The following is a 15,876-nucleotide window of genomic DNA, read 5'->3' as shown; positions in this document are numbered from 1 at the left end:
TGAGGGGCAATGCGGGGGCGTGATTCGACATGACCCAAGCTTAACCCTCAAAACATGAACTATTTTGGAGACACGCCACTAGCCTCGTTCAGCCCGTCAGCGAAGGTGGATGAGCATGCCGTCAACCTCCTGCTCTTGACGTTGCACGACATGGTGCGGCTGGGCCGCGGACTGCAACCGGGTCGCTGGGACTCACACATATACTTGATCGATACGACCTAGCACGAGGAGGTGGGCGGTGCTTCCTGCGCTCGATACGCAGACTGGCCTCCTGCCTCTCGGCAGGTACGGAGCCACGCTTGACGCCATCAAGGAGAGCTACGTTGATGCTCCGCGGTTTCAGGCATCGGCAACTCGAATCGAGATCTGGCAGCATTTCGAGTCGGCCACAGCAGGCATCCGCTCCGTGGTGCCCGTAGTCTGCGTCTGGATCGGTGGCAGCTTCCTCACCGACAAGATGGATCCTGACGACATCGACCTCGTGTACTGGTGCCAGGACGTTCTGGTTGATCAGGTCGTCGCTGATCCTCAGGCCGGGCTGCTTCTCCAGATGTTCGCCCAGAACCAAGTGCGGGCACAGACTGGGCTGCGCGTGGACACCCGATACTGCAAATGGCACCTCTACCCGGAGGCAGACCGTGCTCAGTCAGTCGAGCATCAGTCGTACATCTTGAACCGCGGGTACTGGGACGACTTCTGGATGCGCAAGCGCTCTGGAGGCAAGAGCGACCCTCCGCAGATCGCCGACGCCCTACCAAGGCGAGGCTATTTCGAAGTCCCACTGGACGGTTTCCATGGCGTTTGACTGGGAGAAGTTCAAAGAGGGGCTCGTCGGAAAACCCGACTGGCAGGATGCCGACGACCTCGCGCGGATGAGCATAGAGAGCTTCCGCGCCGAGCGCGGCATGTTCCGCCGCGACATGTCATCCGGGTCTCTGCGGCTAACCGGCGCTGGGATCACTGGGCACTCCGCGGCTCTTGACGGCATCGCCGACGTCATGCGCAATTTCCAGCGCCTAGTCCTGGCGACGGGGCTTTCGTCGACTGGGCATACGACGCTGCGGGGCCAGCCTCCTGCAGACGTCGTGGCGAAGACCCGGCTGAGTCTGAACGGGTCACCGCTCCCGGGGAGTCTGGTACTTCAGATCGTTCCCGCGATGTCTCCCGCGGACGAGATCGCTCCGGACGGACAGGGAGAGTTTTTCAACGACCATGAGACGCAGCTCGTTGACACTGCGATGAAGGACGCCCTGACACTACTCGAAGACGGACGTCAGATCGGCCCTGACGCGGACGCCAGTGAGTTTCTCTCCAGGATCCAGACATACGGGCCTCGTGTAGCTACGACGCTCCGAGACTTCTCACTCAGCATGGTGAAGTTCGAGTTCGAGCCGGACCTGACGTGGACTCAGCCTCGACAGCCGCGGCTGCGCACTCGCCTCAACATTGCGGAACTCGCGCACATCAGCGAGCTCATCGCATCTCGCAAGCTTGAACGCGAGCCGACGACAGTTCGCGGTGTTCTGCGCACGGTGAGCGAGATCTCCGCATGGCAGCTGGAGATCGACGGCGGTGAGATCGTAAGAATCGACGCGAAGCAGATTGCTGCGGAAGACACCGCCACGCTGCGCACCGGGATGGTCATTGCCGTAGACGTCTCTGTCACCGAAGAAAGCGGACCAGTAGGTGAAGGGACGTCGAAGTACTCGGCAATCTCATTCGAGATCTTGGGGTCCTAGCTCGTGGCTACACATCACAAGAGGCCAGCTCATCTCGAGCGGCAGGAGGCGTTGGACGCTTGGCCGGTCATCAGTGCTGTGGATGTTGCCGCTTCCAGGCCTGCCACTCGTCGTAGCTCACATCGGGGCGTTCACCTTGGGGCAGCCAGATGCGGCGGAATGGATCTGATTCCTCGAGGTGCGTCTCTGACCACGCGAGGTACTCGCGGAGGATTTCGGCGTACTCATGCTCGGGGCCACGGCGCTCGGTGACAGCGAAGGCTCGCGACGACGTCTGCCATCTCGCGGTGTCGCACGAAGTCACTGTGGAGCTGTTCGAGCGATTCTGCCCTGCCCAACTGCCGTAACGTGCTGCCCGCTTTCGGAGCTCTTCGGCACGGCGTTGCTCCTCGAGTCTCTGGATCTCCCGCTGGCGGCGGCGTTCGACAGCCTCTCGAGCGTCGACCGACATCTGCTCGATCTTCTCGACAGCGCGAAGGAGCTTGTCCTCGATGCGGGTGGCGAGGGTGTCGTCGAGCGTGAGCGCGTCGTACGAGCCTGTCCTGACCTCCAAACGCATTCGTTCCGTCGGAACGTGGTCGTATTTCGGATAGCTCCGCCACTTGTAGCGAGCTTCGTCCGCGAACTCCTTTTCGGTGGGTACGTGGTCGACACGCTTCTGCTGCATCCGTAGGCGAATCGCAGCTGGGGTATCTCCGGCGTCGATCGAGAAGAGGTCTGGCCCCGAGGAGACGCGTGACCGACGTCCGTTCCACGGATCCTTTTCGAACGTCGAGGGGTTGGCAATCACCTCCCACCCGCGGCGGATCGCTTCCTGGGCAAGCGCGTGCAAGATAAGCAGTGCGCGCTGTCGCTGCTCCATCGGTACGTCGAGGCGAGCCTTGTGGTCGACGATCTCGCGCACTGCCTTGTGCGGACGTCGGATCTGATTCGGTAGCGGGATGGTCTCGTCCTTGAGGATGCGCTCAGGCTTTGGCGGGCTTTCGGGTTCGCTTGTCTGGTCAGACGCAGTACCTCTCTCGATCGCCCGCGGCTTTCGCTTTGGCGATGACTGGCTTTTAGGGTTCGGCTCCTCAGTATCGGGATGGCGTCCATGCTCCAGATAGAACTTCCCTGCCTCGGTGATCGCGATGCTCCAGTGACCGCGTCGCTTGTCGAGGTCGACAAGGCTGCGGCTCTGGAGCCCTACGGCGCTCGTCTTGAAGGTGTCGTTAGGCGGATTGTCGAGGTCAGCGCCATCAGCGACCCACTGAAGTACGAGGAGTTGTGCATTGTTGAGAGCGAGATCCATACGTCCAGTCTGACCGCGATTACTGAGTATCTGGTTGCTTCTGATCAGCTGCGTCCGTGGGACTCGCGCGTTGGCACCCCTCGGGACCTCAGATGGTTCAGCACGGTGCTTGCGTGTATCCCGAAGCGTTCACCCACCCTGGCGAGGGAGAGACCAGATTCGTAGAGGCCGATCATCTCCTGGATCTGGTCGTTGGTTGCCGGGGTGCGGCGGAGCGTGATCCCGTTTCGTTTGCGAACATCACTGACTGTGGTGCGGTGGCAGTGGTACTGGGCGGCAAGCTCGTAGACGGTCTTGCTTTCTCGGTAGCCGTTGACGATGTCCTGAGCGATGGCAGCCGTGATCTGGCGCAGTACCCTACTTGGCTTGTAGATCCGCTTGGGCCGGCTGTCAGACTCCGACCGATCAACCAGCCAGCGATGCACGTCGCACAGAGGGTTTGACTGCGATGAGAACAGTCCCACCACAGGTCGTTGGTCGAACCCGTTGAATGACGGGTTCGAGCAACGGCCTTTTTGTTTGTTCGGATTTGTGCAGTGCTTCGGCCTGCGCGGCCGGGTTGAATAGGGCGTTGAGCCGTGGGAGGCGGCGGTAATTGTGTTCAAGTTGATCAACGCACGGATGTCCGATTCCCGATCCACCGACGGGCCGCGCCACCCCCGCACGCGGACCCAGGTGCCGATGGATTCCCGTGACAGCCCGTGTGCCCTCCGGAGCTCCGCCACCTGCCGGGATACCCACTCCCACACGGACATCCGCCCAACACTCACCGGAGTAGTTCTGCGGCCCGTTCGGGCATCCTGAGGCTCCTGCCGTGGACCTGGGTCATCTGGCGCATCAAGTCGAACCCCTGGTCGGCCGTCAAGTCTCCGTCGGCGATGACGGATTTGATGATGTCGATCGTCTCCCGGGTTGTGATGCCCTTGAAGCGGGCGTAGTCCAGCGCATCGCCGTCGTCGGTCACCCACTCCGAGCCCGCCCACTGCGCGTCGTTGAGGAGCAGGTAGCACGTCTGGGATTCGCCGAGGTGCTTCAACGGTTCGTCGGGTCCGCCGCCGAAGACCACGCGGCGCAGCCGTTCCACGCCGGCAATATCCGTGGGGTTGGCGATCTGGATCGGTTCGCCCAGCCATTGTTCCTGGGCCACGGGTGTTACGCGTCGCAGTGTTTGGCGGTGGGGGCGTCTTTGCCTCTGGCGATGAAGGGTTTTCCCGCGGGGTCTTGATTTAGTGCCGTCGGCGGCGTCAGGCTGACGATGACCGGATACAACGAACGGCCCGGCGTGAGAATTTCGAAGCTCCACGCCGGGCCGCTCTGACGCGTAAAGGCCGCGCCGATGCTCACGGTAAATCATGATGGTGCCTCTGTCGAATCCGATCTGGCCGGCGGGCGCCTGGCGTGCCCGGGGTGCAGGGGCAGGCTGCGCCCGTGGGGCTGGGCGCGGGAACGGCTGGTCCGCCACGGCACCGGGGCAGGCCTGTCCCTGGTGCGCCACCGTCCGCGCCGGGGCCGCTGCACCGGATGCGCGGCCACCCACGTGCTGCTGGGCGTGGAACTGGCGGCACGGCGGGCCGATACGGCCGCGGTGATCGCCGCCGCCGTCGAAGCCAAAACCGCCACGGGTGCCGGGCACCGGAGGATCGCGGCCCGGCTGGGCCGGCCCGCCTCCACGGTGCGCGGATGGCTGCGCGCATTCGCCGCTTCCGCCGGCCCGATCGCCGAGGTGTTCACCGCCCTGGCCCACCGTGACGGCGCGGACGCGGCCGGACTCTGGCCAGCCCCGGCACCGACACCGGCCGGGCGGGCGCTGGCCGCGGTGGCGGCGTACGCGGGCGTGCTCGCGTACCGCTTCTCCGTCGCCACCCTGGCGTGGCAGACGGCCGGGCTCACCGCGTCCGGCCCGTGGTTCTTCAGCGCGTCCGGGTGGGTCGGGCGGGAGCAACACGAACTGGCCCTTACCCCGGCGCCCGGGGACGGCAAGGGTGGGGAAAGCGCCGGCTGACCCTGCCGGGGCTTTTCGTTTCCCGACCCGCAAAGGATAGTGACCCATGACGGAATCCGAGCCGCAGCGCGGACCCCTGGCCCGCAAGGACCGGGCGGAAAGGACCGCGTTGTTCCGCTACCAGCTCATCCGCGACGCCGCGGACAAGTCCCTGAGCACCCGCCAGCGCGGGCCCATGGTCCGCGCCCTGGCCGCCGCCGGGCATACCGGCCCGGACGGGGAGACGGTGCAGTACTCGCGCGAAACCCTGGACCGGTGGATCCGGGCCTGGCACCGTGACGGGTTCGAGGGCCTCAAACCCAGAACACGGGCCCAGTCCCCGGTGACCCCGGCCCAGGTCCTGGCGCTGGCCGCGACGTTGAAGCTTGAGCGCCCGCACCGCACCGCGGCCCAGGTGCGGCGGATCATGGCCGAGACCCTCGGCGACGCCCCGTCCGAGTCGACGCTGCTGCGCCGCTTCCGCACCCTGGACATCCCCACCGGCACGGCCGCACAGGCCACCGGCCGGTTCGAAGCGGCCCGGCCGAACGAGATCTGGGTCGGCGACGGACTCCACGGGCCCCGGATCGGCGGCCGGAAAACCTACCTGTTCGCGTTCCTGGACGACCATTCCCGCCTGGTCACCGCGGCCCGCTGGGCATTCGCCGAGGACGCCGTCAGGCTCTCGGCCGCGCTGCGCCCGGCCCTGCAGACCCACGGAATCCCCGACGCCATCTATGTCGACAACGGCTCCGCCTTCGTTGACGCATCGCTGGCCCGGATCTGCGCGAGGCTGGGCATGAAACTGATCCATTCCAGGCCCTACCGGCCCCAGGGCAGGGGCAAGATCGAACGGTTCTTCAACACCGTGACATCCCAGTTCCTCTCCGAGATCACCGTCATCGACGCCCCCGTCCAGACGACCGTTCCGGGCACCGGGGAGGATCCCGCCGGGACCGCGGTCGGCTCGTTGGAGGAGCTGAACGCCCTGTTCACGTCCTGGGTGCAGATGGTCTACCACCGCACCGTGCACTCCACCACCGCGATGACGCCCCTGGCCCGCTGGGACGCCGGCTGGGCGAACCGGCGCCCGGACCGCCGGGATCCGGACGTGGTCGCCGAGGCGTTCCGCTGGTCCGCGACCCGCAAGGTCACCAAAACCGCGACCGTGTCCCTGCAGGGCAACACCTACCAGGTGGACCCGGCACTTGCCGGCACCCGCGTGGAACTCGTCTACGATCCGTTCGATCTGGCCGGGCCGGTGGCCGTCACCGCCGCCGGCGGCGTCCCGGCCGGGGAAGCGGTCCTCCTTGACATCCGCCGGCACGTGCACCCCAAGGCCGTCAACGCCGCCAAGGACGCCGACGCCGGAGCCAGGAACGCGGCCTCCGGGATCGATTACCTGCGCCTGGTCCAGACCCGGCACACGGACACCATGACCGGTGCCCCGATCAGCTTCGAACAGCTGGCCGCCGGCACCGGCACGGCTGCGGCCCGGACCCCGGGCGGTGCCCTGTGAGCATCGAAAATCTGCAGTCACACTACGGCTTCACGGCCATGCCCTTCGGGCGCAACATTCCGGCCCAGGCCCTGCACCCGCACCCCGGGCACCGCGAGGCGGTCGCCAGGATCCAGTGGTGCGTGGCCCAGCGCCAGATGGGGGTCATCACCGGGGAAGTCGGCGCCGGCAAGACCGTGGCCGTGCGCGCCGCACTGGCCCAGCTGGAAGCCTCCCGCCACCAGGTCATCTACATCGCCGACCCCACGATCGGGATGCGCGGGATCCAGTCCCAGATCGTGACGGCGCTGGGCGGGACCCCCGCGTTCTACTCCGGGGTCCTGGCCCACCAGAGCGCGTCCCTGCTCGCCGGGGAACTGGACGAACGCGCCCGCCTGCCCGTGGTCGTCCTCGACGAGGCCCACCTGCTCGGCAACACCGAGCTGGAGTCGCTGCGCATGCTCACGAACACCGAGATGGACACCGGCTCGCACTTCGCACTGCTGCTCGTCGGCCAGCCCACCCTGCGCCGCCGGCTCAAACTCGCCGTCCTGGCCGCCCTGGACCAGCGGATCTCCACCCGGTTCACGATCACCGGCATGGACCCGGCCGCCACCGCGGACTACATCCGCCACCACCTCAAACTCGCCGGCAGATCCGACACCCTGTTCTCCGACGACGCCACCGCCGCGATCCACCAGGCCGCCCGCGGCTACCCGCGGGCCGTGAACAACCTCGCCGTCTCCGCCCTGATCGCGACCTACGCCGCGAACAAGGCCATCGTGGACCTCTCCGCGGCCCAGTCCGCGATCACCGAGAACAGCGAGTAGGGAAAACCGCCGTCACCGATGACCACCACCGCGTCAGCCCGACAACGAATGCCCCGCCGGAAACCTCCGGCGGGGCATTTTCATGCCCGGCCCATCGTCACCGAAACCGACGCCGCCATCGTCAAACAACGCGACGGGTAACACACGGGGCGCAGGTCCGGCCAATGGCTGGCGGATCGTTGGGCCTCGTACGCCATGGCCTCGGTCCAGCGCCCGCGATCCCGGAGCCAGGCACGGAGTAGGTCGAGGCGGTGGACCGAGGCGAAGTTGATCAGGACTGTGTTGTCGGGGAAGATCAGCGCCGCCACGGGCTACATGGCTTCCGCGGTTGCTTCGAGTCCCGCGCGCAATTCGGCGGGATCGACACCCAGGAGCGTGGCATAGGGGCGCAGGGTCGTCTCGCCGTCGCTGTAGGCGGCGAACAGGTCGCGGGCCAGTGCGGCGGGGGGGCGGAGCACACTGCTCTTGGCGGATGACCGCGCGACGTCGGCCGCTCGGTGGGTTCGGTGGGCGGCCTGGGCGTAGGTCATGGCCTTGAAACTGTCCGCGGCGATCGAATCGATGAGGCACAGGGTGCCCAGGCGGATGGCCAGTGCCGACGGCGACACCTGGCAGTCCAGGACGAGGTTGCAGAAGTGTGATTCGTCGAATCCGGGCGTGACGCGTGCTGTGAGCAGGGCGGCCGGCATCAGGAAAGCGGCGGCGAACGCGTTGGCCCGCACCTCGGTGGGGTCCTTGCGCAGGGAGGTGCTGTAGATGTCCTGGTCGAGGTGGACGCCCTGGTCGTCCTCGGCGAGGACATGCCCCAGCTCGTGCGCCAGCGTGAAACGCTGGCGTGCCGCCAATGCCGTCGGTGACACGAGGATGGCTCGCGCGTCGGGGGTGACGACGGACAGACCGTCGAAGCCCTCGCCCAGGTCTGCGATGCCGACATCGATTCCGAAGTGTCGCTCAATCAGGTCCACGAGGTCCCCATCATGAAGTTCTTCACCGGTGACGTGCAAGGCCGCGCCGGCCAGCGCCTCGCCGTCAGTGCGGGGGGAGTGGCCCAAGCTGACGCCCAGCGGTGGCCCTGGCTCCTGTGGGTAGCCCAAGTCGCCGGCCACGGATCGCAAGTCGACGATGCGGCGTGCCTCGGCCATGGCGGCTTCACCGCCGCTGCCGGTCGTGCGTCGGGCCGCGGTGGCAAATGCCGGCTCGACCCCGCTGAGCAGCCAGTCCACGGTGACGTGGCCGACCTCGGCGATCCGCGCGAAGTCGAGTGAGCTGAACCGCCTGGCCCCTCCGAGCGATTTCGACATTTTGGGCGCATCCAACCCCACGGCCTCGGCGAAGTCGCTTTGGCTCAGTCCGGTCGAGGCGATGACCTCACGGACACGGTCGACGGATGTGTTCATACGTCTCATGCTAGACACCGTTTGCGATCTTCGCAATTGCATGCAAGAGTGTTTTCCGATGGACTCGCCTGATGTGTGGGCAGGTCACTGTGGGGCTGGCGACCGTAGGGAGCAGCTGGCGTCCCGGGGTCTCGACGGGCTCGACCACCGGCAGGCTCAATCACCGGGGTCTCGACGGGCTCGACCACCGACGGGCTCGACCACCGGCAGGCTCAATCACCGGGGGTCTCGACAGGCTCGACCACCGCTACGCGTAGGGCAGCACCAGCTCGGCGTACCGTTCCTTCATGGTGGCCAGCACCTCGTCGCCGGGGGAGTCCCAGATGTCTTGGTTGAAGATCTCCACCTCGATGTCGCCCGTGTAGCCGGCGTCGCGCACCCAGGCGCCGATCGTGGCAAAGTCGATGACGCCGTCGCCCATCATGCCGCGTGAAAGCAGTGCGTCAGCGGCGATGGGGAGGTTGAAGTCGCACACCTGGTAGGAGGCGATGCGGTTTTCGCGGCCGGCCCGCTCGATCTGGGCCCGCAGCTGCGGGTCCCACCAGACGTGGAACGTGTCCACGGCCACGCCCACGGCGGACGTGTCGTACGGCGCGGCCAGGTCCAGGGCCTGGCCCAGGGTCGAGATCAGCGCCCGGTCGGCCGCGTACATGGGGTGCAGCGGTTCGAGCACCAGCCGCACGCCGTGGTCGACGGCGAACGGCACCAGTTCCGCGAGCCTGTCGGCCACGCGCGCCCGGGCCGCGATGACGTCCTTCTCGCCCGGCGCCAGGCCGCCGACCACCAGGAACAGCTCCGTGGTGTCCAGGGCGACGGCTTCCAGGATGGCGGCCCGGTTGTCGGCCATCGCGGCCGCCTGGCCGGGGGCGTCCGCCGCCGTCAGGAACCCGCCGCGGCACAGCGAGGACACCCGCAGCCCGGCGTCCTTGATCATCCGCGCGGCGTTCTCCAGCCCGGCCTCGGCCACCCGGTCGCGCCACGGCCCGATGGCCGGGATGCCGGCGCGCACGCAGCCGGCCACGGCCTCGGCCAGCGTCCATTTCTTCGTGGTCGCGCTGTTCAGCGACAGCCTCCCGAAGTCGCTCATGCGCCCACCCCGGCCACGCGCAGGAAGTCACCCATCCGGTGCGCGGCCAACGGCGGATCCAGCAGCAGGCCGGCCCGGTCCGCCAGCTCGAACGTGTGGGCCAGGTGGACCACCGAGCGGCCGGACTGCAGCCCGCCGACCATCTGGAAGCCCGGCTGCTTGCCGTTGAGCCATGACAGGAACGCGATGCCGGTCTTGTAGTAAAATGTCGGGGCCGCGAAGATGTGCCTGCCCAACTCCCGCGTGGAGTCCAGGACGGCCCGGGCACCGGGCGCGCCCCCGGCGTCGTACTTCTGCAGCGCCACCGACGCGGCCGGGTAGATCGCCGCGAAGATGCCCAGCAGCGCATCCGAGTGGTGTGTGCCGTCGCCGTCGATCAATTCGGGATAGTTGAAGTCATCCCCGGTGTACAGGCGCACGCCGGCCGGCAGGGCCGCCCGGAGCGCGACCTCGTGGGCGGCGTCCAACAGCGAGACCTTCACGCCATCGACCTTGTCCGCGTGCTCGCGGATCAGACCCAGGAAGGTCTCGGTGGCCCGGGCGACGTCGTCGGATCCCCAGTACCCGGCCAACGCGGGGTCGAACATGGTGCCCAGCCAGTGCAGGATGACGGGCTGGTCCGCTTCCTGCAGCAGCGCGGAGTACACGCTCAGGTAGTCCTCCGGGCCGCGCGCCACGGCGGCCAGCGCCCGGGAGGCCATGATGATGACCTTGGGCCCGGCCTCGCGGACGACGGCGATCTGCTCACGGTAGGCGTCGATCACGGCCCGGAGGCCGGCCGCCCCGGCCGGCAGCGCGGCCGGGTCGAGCTGGTCCGTGCCGGCGCCGCAGGCAACCAGGTCACGGATGGACTTGCCGGCCGTGGCGGCGCCGCCGGCGGCGGCCACGGCTGCCGCCTCGGCACCCGTTCGCTTGATCAGCTCGGCGGTGGCGGCCCAGTCCAGGCCCATGCCGCGCTGGGCGGTGTCCATGGCGTCGGCGACGCCCAACCCGTACGACCACAGTTCATGCCGGTACGCCAGGGTGGCGTCCCAGTCGAGCCGGGCCGGGGCGCCCGGAGTGTTGTCGGCCCCGGTTTCGGGGATCACGTGGGCGGCCGCGTAGGCCCGGCGGGCCGTCAGCGGTGCCACGGGACGTGCCCACGTGGTGGCCGGGCCCAGCTGGTAGGCGCGGGTGCCGCCGTCGTTCGTGGGAAGCAGAAGCGAGGGGGTCACAGCACGATCTCCGGGATGTTGAGGGTGTGGCGTTCGGCGGAGGACTGCAGGCCCAGCTCGGCCAGCTGCACGCCGCGGGCGGCGGAGAGCAGGCCGAAGCGGTGTTCACGGCCGGCGACGACGTCGCGCAGGAACTCCTCCCACTGCAGCTTGAAGCCGTTGTCGAGGTCGGCGTTGGCCGGCACCTCGGCCCACTGGTCGCGGAACGGTTCCGTCACGGGCAGGTCCGGGTTCCAGACGGGCTTGGGCGTGTTGGCCCGCTGCTGGGACACGCATTTGCGCAGCCCGGCGACGGCGGAGCCGTGCGTGCCGTCGACCTGGAACTCGACCAGCTCGTCGCGGTACACGCGCACGGCCCAGGACGAGTTGATCTGGCCGATCACCGGGTCGCCGGCCGGGGTCTCCAGTTCGAAGATGCCGTACGCGGCGTCGTCGGCCGTGGCCGTGTACTCGTGGCCCGCCTCGTCCCAGCGGGTCGGGATATGCGTGGCGGTCTTGGCGGTGACGCTCAACACCTTGCCGATGATGCCCTCGAGCACGTAGTTCCAGTGGCAGAACATGTCGGTCGTCATGCCGCCGCCGTCCTCCGTGCGGTAGTTCCAGGACGGGCGCTGGGCGGGCTGGTGGTCGCCCTCGAACACCCAATACCCGAACTCGCCGCGGATGGACAGGATGCGGCCGAAGAAGCCCTCGTCGACGAGCCGGCGCAGCTTGACCAGGCCGGGCAGGTAGAGCTTGTCATGCACCACGCCGGCCGTGACGCCGGACTCGCGGCCGATGCGGGCCAGCTCGATGGCCTCCGCCAGCGTTTCGGCCGTGGGCTTCTCCGTGAAGACGTGCTTGCCGGCCGCCATGGCCTTTTTCAACGTGGCGGCGCGCAGGCTGGTCATGGAGGCGTCGAAGACGACGTCCACGGTGGGGTCGTTGATGACCGCGCCCAGGTCGGTGGACCACTCGGTGACCTTGTGTTTCTCGGCCAGCTCGCGGATCTTCGCCTCGTTACGGCCCACCAGGATCGGCTCCACCTGGACGCGGGTGCCGTCCTCCAGTGTGACCCCGCCGGCGTCCCGGATGGGCAGGATGGAGCGCAGCAGGTGCTGGCGGTAGCCCATGCGGCCGGTGATGCCGTTCATGGCGATGCGGATCGTCTTCGTTTCGACGCCCATGTGTCCTCCAAGGATCTCGGTCTGGTTCAAGCCACTGGGAAAGCGCATTCCCGTTGTTATCAGTGTGCACGGTTCCGCACACCTTAGCAAGCGCTTTCCGAAAGAACTGCCATACTGGGCGTGGAACATCCACGCGCAGAGAGGACAACCCGTGGCGGCAAGCACCCTGGCCGAAGTGGCGAAGTTGGCGGGTGTTTCCCCCGCCACCGCCTCGCGGGTCCTCAACGGGTCCGCAAGGACGCCCGGCGCGGGCATCGCCGAACGCGTCCGGGCGGCGGCCGCATCGCTGGGCTATGTGGCCAACGCCCAGGCCCAGGCCCTGGCCACCTCCAGCACCGGACTCATCGGGCTGATCGTCCACGACATCGCCGACCCCTACTTCTCCGCCATCGCCCGGGGCGTCCAGGACGCGGCGCGGGAGCGGCGTCGCATGGTGCTGCTGGCCACCACGGACGGCACGCCCGCCGATGAGAAGGCGGCCGTGGCCGCTTTTGCGGCCCGCCGTGCCGAGTCGATCGTGATCGCCGGGTCGCGATCCACGCACGGCGAGGACGCGGCCGCCAACATCGAGCTGGCCGCGGAGCTGGACCGCTACTGCCGCAACGGGGGCCGCGTGGGCGTCGTCGGCCAACCCGTCGTCGGGGTGACGGAGACGGCCGGCTACCACACCGTCGTCGTGCCGAACGAGCGTCTGGCACGGGAACTGGCCGGCGCCGTCGGCCGCGACCACGAGGGGCCGTTCATCATCGTCGCCGGGCCGCAAGGGCTGGTCACCTCGGATGATCGGGTCCGCGGCATCCAGCGCGGGCTCGCCGATGCCGGCCGGCCCGCGGCGACAATCGTGCGGGCGCCGTTCGGACGCAACGGCGGTTTCGAGGCCGGCGTGGAGATTGCCCGCGGCATCCGCGAGAATCCGGGGCCGCGGCCCGTCATCTTCGCGGCCAATGACGTCATGGCCATCGGCGTCGCGGCCGCACTGCGCGACAACGGCCTGCGCGTCCCGCGCGACGCCGCCCTCGCCGGCTTCGACGACATCGAATGGCTGCGCGACTTCCGCCCGGCACTCACCACGGCCACCCTGCCGCTGGAGGAGATCGGCCGGCTCGCCACGCTGGGAACGTTGAACGACGACGCCGGCCCGGCCACCATTGCCGGCTCCGTCACCATGCGCCGCAGCACCGGCGCCGGGTAGGCCGGTACTCGGCTGGATCCGGCACTAGGCTGGATGCTGCCCCAACCCAGCTACCCCGTGCACAGTGAAGGACCCCCGTGATTCCCGATTTGCCCGCCCCGGCGGCAGCCCGCAGCTACGAGGCCGTCCTGCGCACCGTGGAGGCCGACCTTCGCAGCGGCAAGCTCACGGTGGGTGGCCGGCTGCCGGGGGAGCGGATGCTCGCGCAATCGCACGGCATCTCGCGGGCGTCCGTGCGCGACGCGATCCGGGTCCTGGAGGCGATGGGCGTGGTGCGCACCTCGGTGGGGTCCGGTCCGAACTCGGGGGCCATCGTCGTGGCCAACGCCGCCGCCGGCATGGGCACGACGCTGCGCCTCCACATGGCCACGCGCATGTTCCCGGTCGACGACATCATCGCCACGCGCATCCTCATGGAGACGTGGGCGACCCAGGAGGCGGCGGAGCGCGAACACCCGGCCGAGGCGCTGGCCCGCGCCGAGGCGTTGCTGGCCCGCATGGACGATCCCGGCATGGACCGGGAGACGTTCCACGCCCTCGACGCCCAGTTCCACGTGCTGCTCAGTTCGCTGTCCGGCAACGCCGTGATCACGGCCATGATGGAGTCGTTGCGCCTGGCCGTCCAGGATTACGTGAGCGAGTCCATCGACGACGAGGCCACGTGGGCGGCGATCGTGCCCGGTCTGCGTGTGCAGCACCACGGCATCATGGACGCGGTGTTCAAGCACGACGGCGGCGCGGCGGCCGAGCGGTTGCGGCACCATATCCGGTGGTTCGATGAGCAAACACGCCGGGCGCGAACACTCAGGGCTCAGGCGCGCCGGGCTGAACACGGTGGGGCGGCGCACGGCGCGGTGCCACAGTGAGTACGGCACAGTGAGCACGGCGGCGTGGCCGGCCCCGGCCGGCGACGACCGGTGCCCGTGCCAGGGTGGCGAGACGTTCGGGGCCTGCTGCGGCCGGTACGTGCGTGCCGGCGGGCGCAGGCCGCCCGCGCGGGCCCGCCCGGCCACGGCCGAGGCGCTCATGCGGTCCCGTTTCACCGCGTTCGCCGTCGGTGACACCGGGTACCTGTTGTCCACGTGGCACCCGGACACGCGTCCGGCCGTCCTCGACCTCGACCCGGACCAGCACTGGTACCGGCTGGACATCGTGCGGACCGAGCGCGGCGGCCCGCTGGATGACCAGGGGGTCGTCGCGTTCGTGGCGCATTACCGGTCCGGCCGGGAACGGGGCAGGCTCGCCGAAACCAGCCGGTTCGTCCGCGTGGACCGGCAGTGGCTGTATGTCGAGGCGCTCTCGCAGGATTGACGGGCCGCGCCCCCGTCCCGCTATTCCTCCGCGGCCGTGCCCGCGTCCGGCGCGGCATGGGACCCGCCGCCGGTACGGCCCGGTTCGGGTCCCTCGGCGAGCAACTTGCGGGCGTGCAGGATGTCGCCGATGAACAGGTCGTACAGGACCACGCCGATGACGCCGCCGATGAGCGGGCCGACGATGGGCACCCAGAAGTACCAGCTGAAGCTGCCCGGAACCGTGCCCGGCATGGCCGTCTGGCCCCACCCCGCCACCCAGGCGAACAGCCGCGGGCCCAGGTCACGGGCCGGGTTGATGGCGTAGCCGGCGTTGGCGCCGAAAGACATGCCCACCGCGGCGACCGCGATGCCGATCATGAACGGGCCCAGGTTCGCCTTCACGGCGGTATTCCGTAAATCGATGATGGCCACGATAAACATCACCAGGAACGCCGTCCCCACGATTTGATCCACCAGCGGGCCGATGTGATTTCCGTGGAAATAGGCCGCCGGGAACGTGGCGAATATGGAGAACGTCGTGTTGCCACCGGTGCCGTCCCGGACCGACTTGGACGCCTCGTTAAACGCGTCGATCGCATTGAAATAAACCAAGTACACCAACGCCGCCCCCGCAAAGGCGCCGGCCACCTGGGCCACGATGTAAGGGATGACCTTGTTCCAGGCGAATTTGCGCCGGACCGCGAACGCCAAGGTGACGGCCGGATTGATGTGGGCGCCGCTGACGCCGCCGGCCACATACACGCCCAGGGCCACGGCAAACGCCCAACCCCACGTGATGAGCAGCCAGTCGCCGGCGGCGGCGAAGATCGTGGTGCTCGAGGACGTGCGGCCGCTGCCCGGCAGCGCGGCGACGGCCGTGGCCACCACGCCGTCACCAAAACAAATAAGCACGAACGTGCCAAAGAATTCCGCCAGGCATTCGCCCCACAGGCCCCCGTTGGCCTTCAGGCCGCTGCCATGGCGGATGGAATTGCGTAAAACGGATATATCACTCACGATTTTTTCACCCTCTTCAGTCGTCGATGACGACGACATTGCTGAATGGCACAAGTGATGGACACCAGTGTAGAGCGAATATGATCTGGGGCCAGGGCCCCGGAAAGGTCGGCGAGTAGGGCTGTGACCTGCGGCTTTGTTGCCGTGTGAGCGGCGTGGCGTGGGTGACGGG

General features: G+C 68.2%; 17 protein-coding genes. 8 read left to right on the top strand and 9 right to left on the bottom strand.

Translation table 11 applies throughout. From position 1 onward, the window contains the following. Positions 1 to 238: 238 nt before the first annotated feature. Together EJC77_RS19315 and EJC77_RS19310 are read left to right on the top strand one after the other, a co-directional pair. Entirely contained in the window at positions 239 to 805 is a 567-nt protein-coding gene (locus tag EJC77_RS19315) for a DUF6932 family protein (protein WP_125616641.1), read from the top strand. Next, positions 795 to 1,739, top strand: a complete 945-nt coding sequence (locus EJC77_RS19310; RefSeq protein WP_125616638.1) for a hypothetical protein — start codon at positions 795 to 797, stop codon at positions 1,737 to 1,739. Before EJC77_RS19315 ends, EJC77_RS19310 begins: the two co-directional genes overlap by 11 nt. Before the next feature lie 70 nt (positions 1,740 to 1,809). Here EJC77_RS19310 and EJC77_RS19305 read toward each other — a convergent pair whose 3' ends face one another. The 4 genes from EJC77_RS19305 to EJC77_RS19290 all read right to left on the bottom strand — a co-directional run bounded on the left by EJC77_RS19305 (position 1,810) and on the right by EJC77_RS19290 (position 4,374). Continuing rightward, positions 1,810 to 3,030 carry a hypothetical protein gene (locus tag EJC77_RS19305; protein WP_125616635.1) on the bottom strand — a complete coding sequence of 407 codons (1,221 nt, stop codon included), beginning with the start codon at positions 3,028 to 3,030 and terminating at the stop codon, positions 1,810 to 1,812. A gap of 44 nt (positions 3,031 to 3,074) precedes the next feature. Next, entirely contained in the window at positions 3,075 to 3,455 is a 381-nt protein-coding gene (locus tag EJC77_RS19300) for a helix-turn-helix domain containing protein (RefSeq protein ID WP_125616632.1), read from the bottom strand. 341 nt (positions 3,456 to 3,796) lie between these two features. Continuing rightward, positions 3,797 to 4,177: a hypothetical protein gene (locus tag EJC77_RS19295; RefSeq protein ID WP_125616629.1), complete on the bottom strand. Its 381-nt coding sequence runs from the start codon at positions 4,175 to 4,177 to the stop codon at positions 3,797 to 3,799. A 5-nt stretch (positions 4,178 to 4,182) separates the two neighbouring features. Next, positions 4,183 to 4,374 carry a hypothetical protein gene (locus tag EJC77_RS19290; RefSeq protein ID WP_125616625.1) on the bottom strand — a complete coding sequence of 64 codons (192 nt, stop codon included), beginning with the start codon at positions 4,372 to 4,374 and terminating at the stop codon, positions 4,183 to 4,185. Between EJC77_RS19290 and EJC77_RS19285 the strand changes: the two genes are divergently transcribed. From EJC77_RS19285 to EJC77_RS19275, 3 genes are read left to right on the top strand one after another with little or no spacing between them, the layout of a single operon-like run. Continuing rightward, entirely contained in the window at positions 4,367 to 5,032 is a 666-nt protein-coding gene (locus EJC77_RS19285) for a helix-turn-helix domain-containing protein (protein WP_125616622.1), read from the top strand. The two genes, EJC77_RS19290 and EJC77_RS19285, sit on opposite strands and share 8 nt — an antisense overlap. A gap of 46 nt (positions 5,033 to 5,078) precedes the next feature. Continuing rightward, a complete protein-coding gene (locus tag EJC77_RS19280) occupies positions 5,079 to 6,530 on the top strand; it encodes a DDE-type integrase/transposase/recombinase (RefSeq protein ID WP_125616619.1) in 1,452 nt (483 codons plus the stop codon). Then, a complete protein-coding gene (locus tag EJC77_RS19275; RefSeq protein WP_125616616.1) occupies positions 6,527 to 7,339 on the top strand; it encodes an ExeA family protein in 813 nt (270 codons plus the stop codon). Before EJC77_RS19280 ends, EJC77_RS19275 begins: the two co-directional genes overlap by 4 nt. A gap of 311 nt (positions 7,340 to 7,650) precedes the next feature. Here EJC77_RS19275 and EJC77_RS19270 read toward each other — a convergent pair whose 3' ends face one another. The 4 genes from EJC77_RS19270 to EJC77_RS19255 form a co-directional block, all read right to left on the bottom strand. Beyond that, on the bottom strand, positions 7,651 to 8,736 hold the full coding sequence (locus tag EJC77_RS19270) for a helix-turn-helix domain-containing protein (RefSeq protein ID WP_125616613.1): 1,086 nt from the start codon (positions 8,734 to 8,736) through the stop codon (positions 7,651 to 7,653). Between the two features lie 247 nt (positions 8,737 to 8,983). Beyond that, the gene (locus EJC77_RS19265; RefSeq protein ID WP_125616610.1) at positions 8,984 to 9,823 is read right to left on the bottom strand and encodes a sugar phosphate isomerase/epimerase family protein; all 840 of its coding nucleotides are present in this window, start codon (positions 9,821 to 9,823) and stop codon (positions 8,984 to 8,986) included. Next, positions 9,820 to 11,037 carry a dihydrodipicolinate synthase family protein gene (locus tag EJC77_RS19260; protein ID WP_125616607.1) on the bottom strand — a complete coding sequence of 406 codons (1,218 nt, stop codon included), beginning with the start codon at positions 11,035 to 11,037 and terminating at the stop codon, positions 9,820 to 9,822. Before EJC77_RS19260 ends, EJC77_RS19265 begins: the two co-directional genes overlap by 4 nt. Beyond that, entirely contained in the window at positions 11,034 to 12,203 is a 1,170-nt protein-coding gene (locus EJC77_RS19255) for a Gfo/Idh/MocA family protein (RefSeq protein WP_125616605.1), read from the bottom strand. Before EJC77_RS19255 ends, EJC77_RS19260 begins: the two co-directional genes overlap by 4 nt. A gap of 151 nt (positions 12,204 to 12,354) precedes the next feature. Between EJC77_RS19255 and EJC77_RS19250 the strand changes: the two genes are divergently transcribed. From EJC77_RS19250 to EJC77_RS19240, 3 genes are all read left to right on the top strand, one after another. Further along, a complete protein-coding gene (locus tag EJC77_RS19250; RefSeq protein ID WP_125616602.1) occupies positions 12,355 to 13,395 on the top strand; it encodes a LacI family DNA-binding transcriptional regulator in 1,041 nt (346 codons plus the stop codon). 77 nt (positions 13,396 to 13,472) lie between these two features. Beyond that, positions 13,473 to 14,261, top strand: a complete 789-nt coding sequence (locus EJC77_RS19245; RefSeq protein ID WP_240630378.1) for a FadR/GntR family transcriptional regulator — start codon at positions 13,473 to 13,475, stop codon at positions 14,259 to 14,261. A 10-nt stretch (positions 14,262 to 14,271) separates the two neighbouring features. After that, positions 14,272 to 14,706 carry a YchJ family protein gene (locus EJC77_RS19240; RefSeq protein ID WP_125616599.1) on the top strand — a complete coding sequence of 145 codons (435 nt, stop codon included), beginning with the start codon at positions 14,272 to 14,274 and terminating at the stop codon, positions 14,704 to 14,706. A 20-nt stretch (positions 14,707 to 14,726) separates the two neighbouring features. Here the strand turns inward: EJC77_RS19240 and EJC77_RS19235 are convergent, their stop codons facing one another. After that, positions 14,727 to 15,704, bottom strand: a complete 978-nt coding sequence (locus EJC77_RS19235) for an MIP/aquaporin family protein (protein ID WP_240630377.1) — start codon at positions 15,702 to 15,704, stop codon at positions 14,727 to 14,729. Positions 15,705 to 15,876 lie beyond the last annotated feature (172 nt).

The organism is Specibacter cremeus (genome assembly GCF_003946885.1).
In the GTDB taxonomy this organism is placed as follows: Bacteria; Actinomycetota; Actinomycetes; order Actinomycetales; family Micrococcaceae; genus Specibacter; species Specibacter cremeus.
Note: the sequence above shows the minus strand (reverse complement) of the source record. Positions and strands in the feature narration are given on the sequence as shown.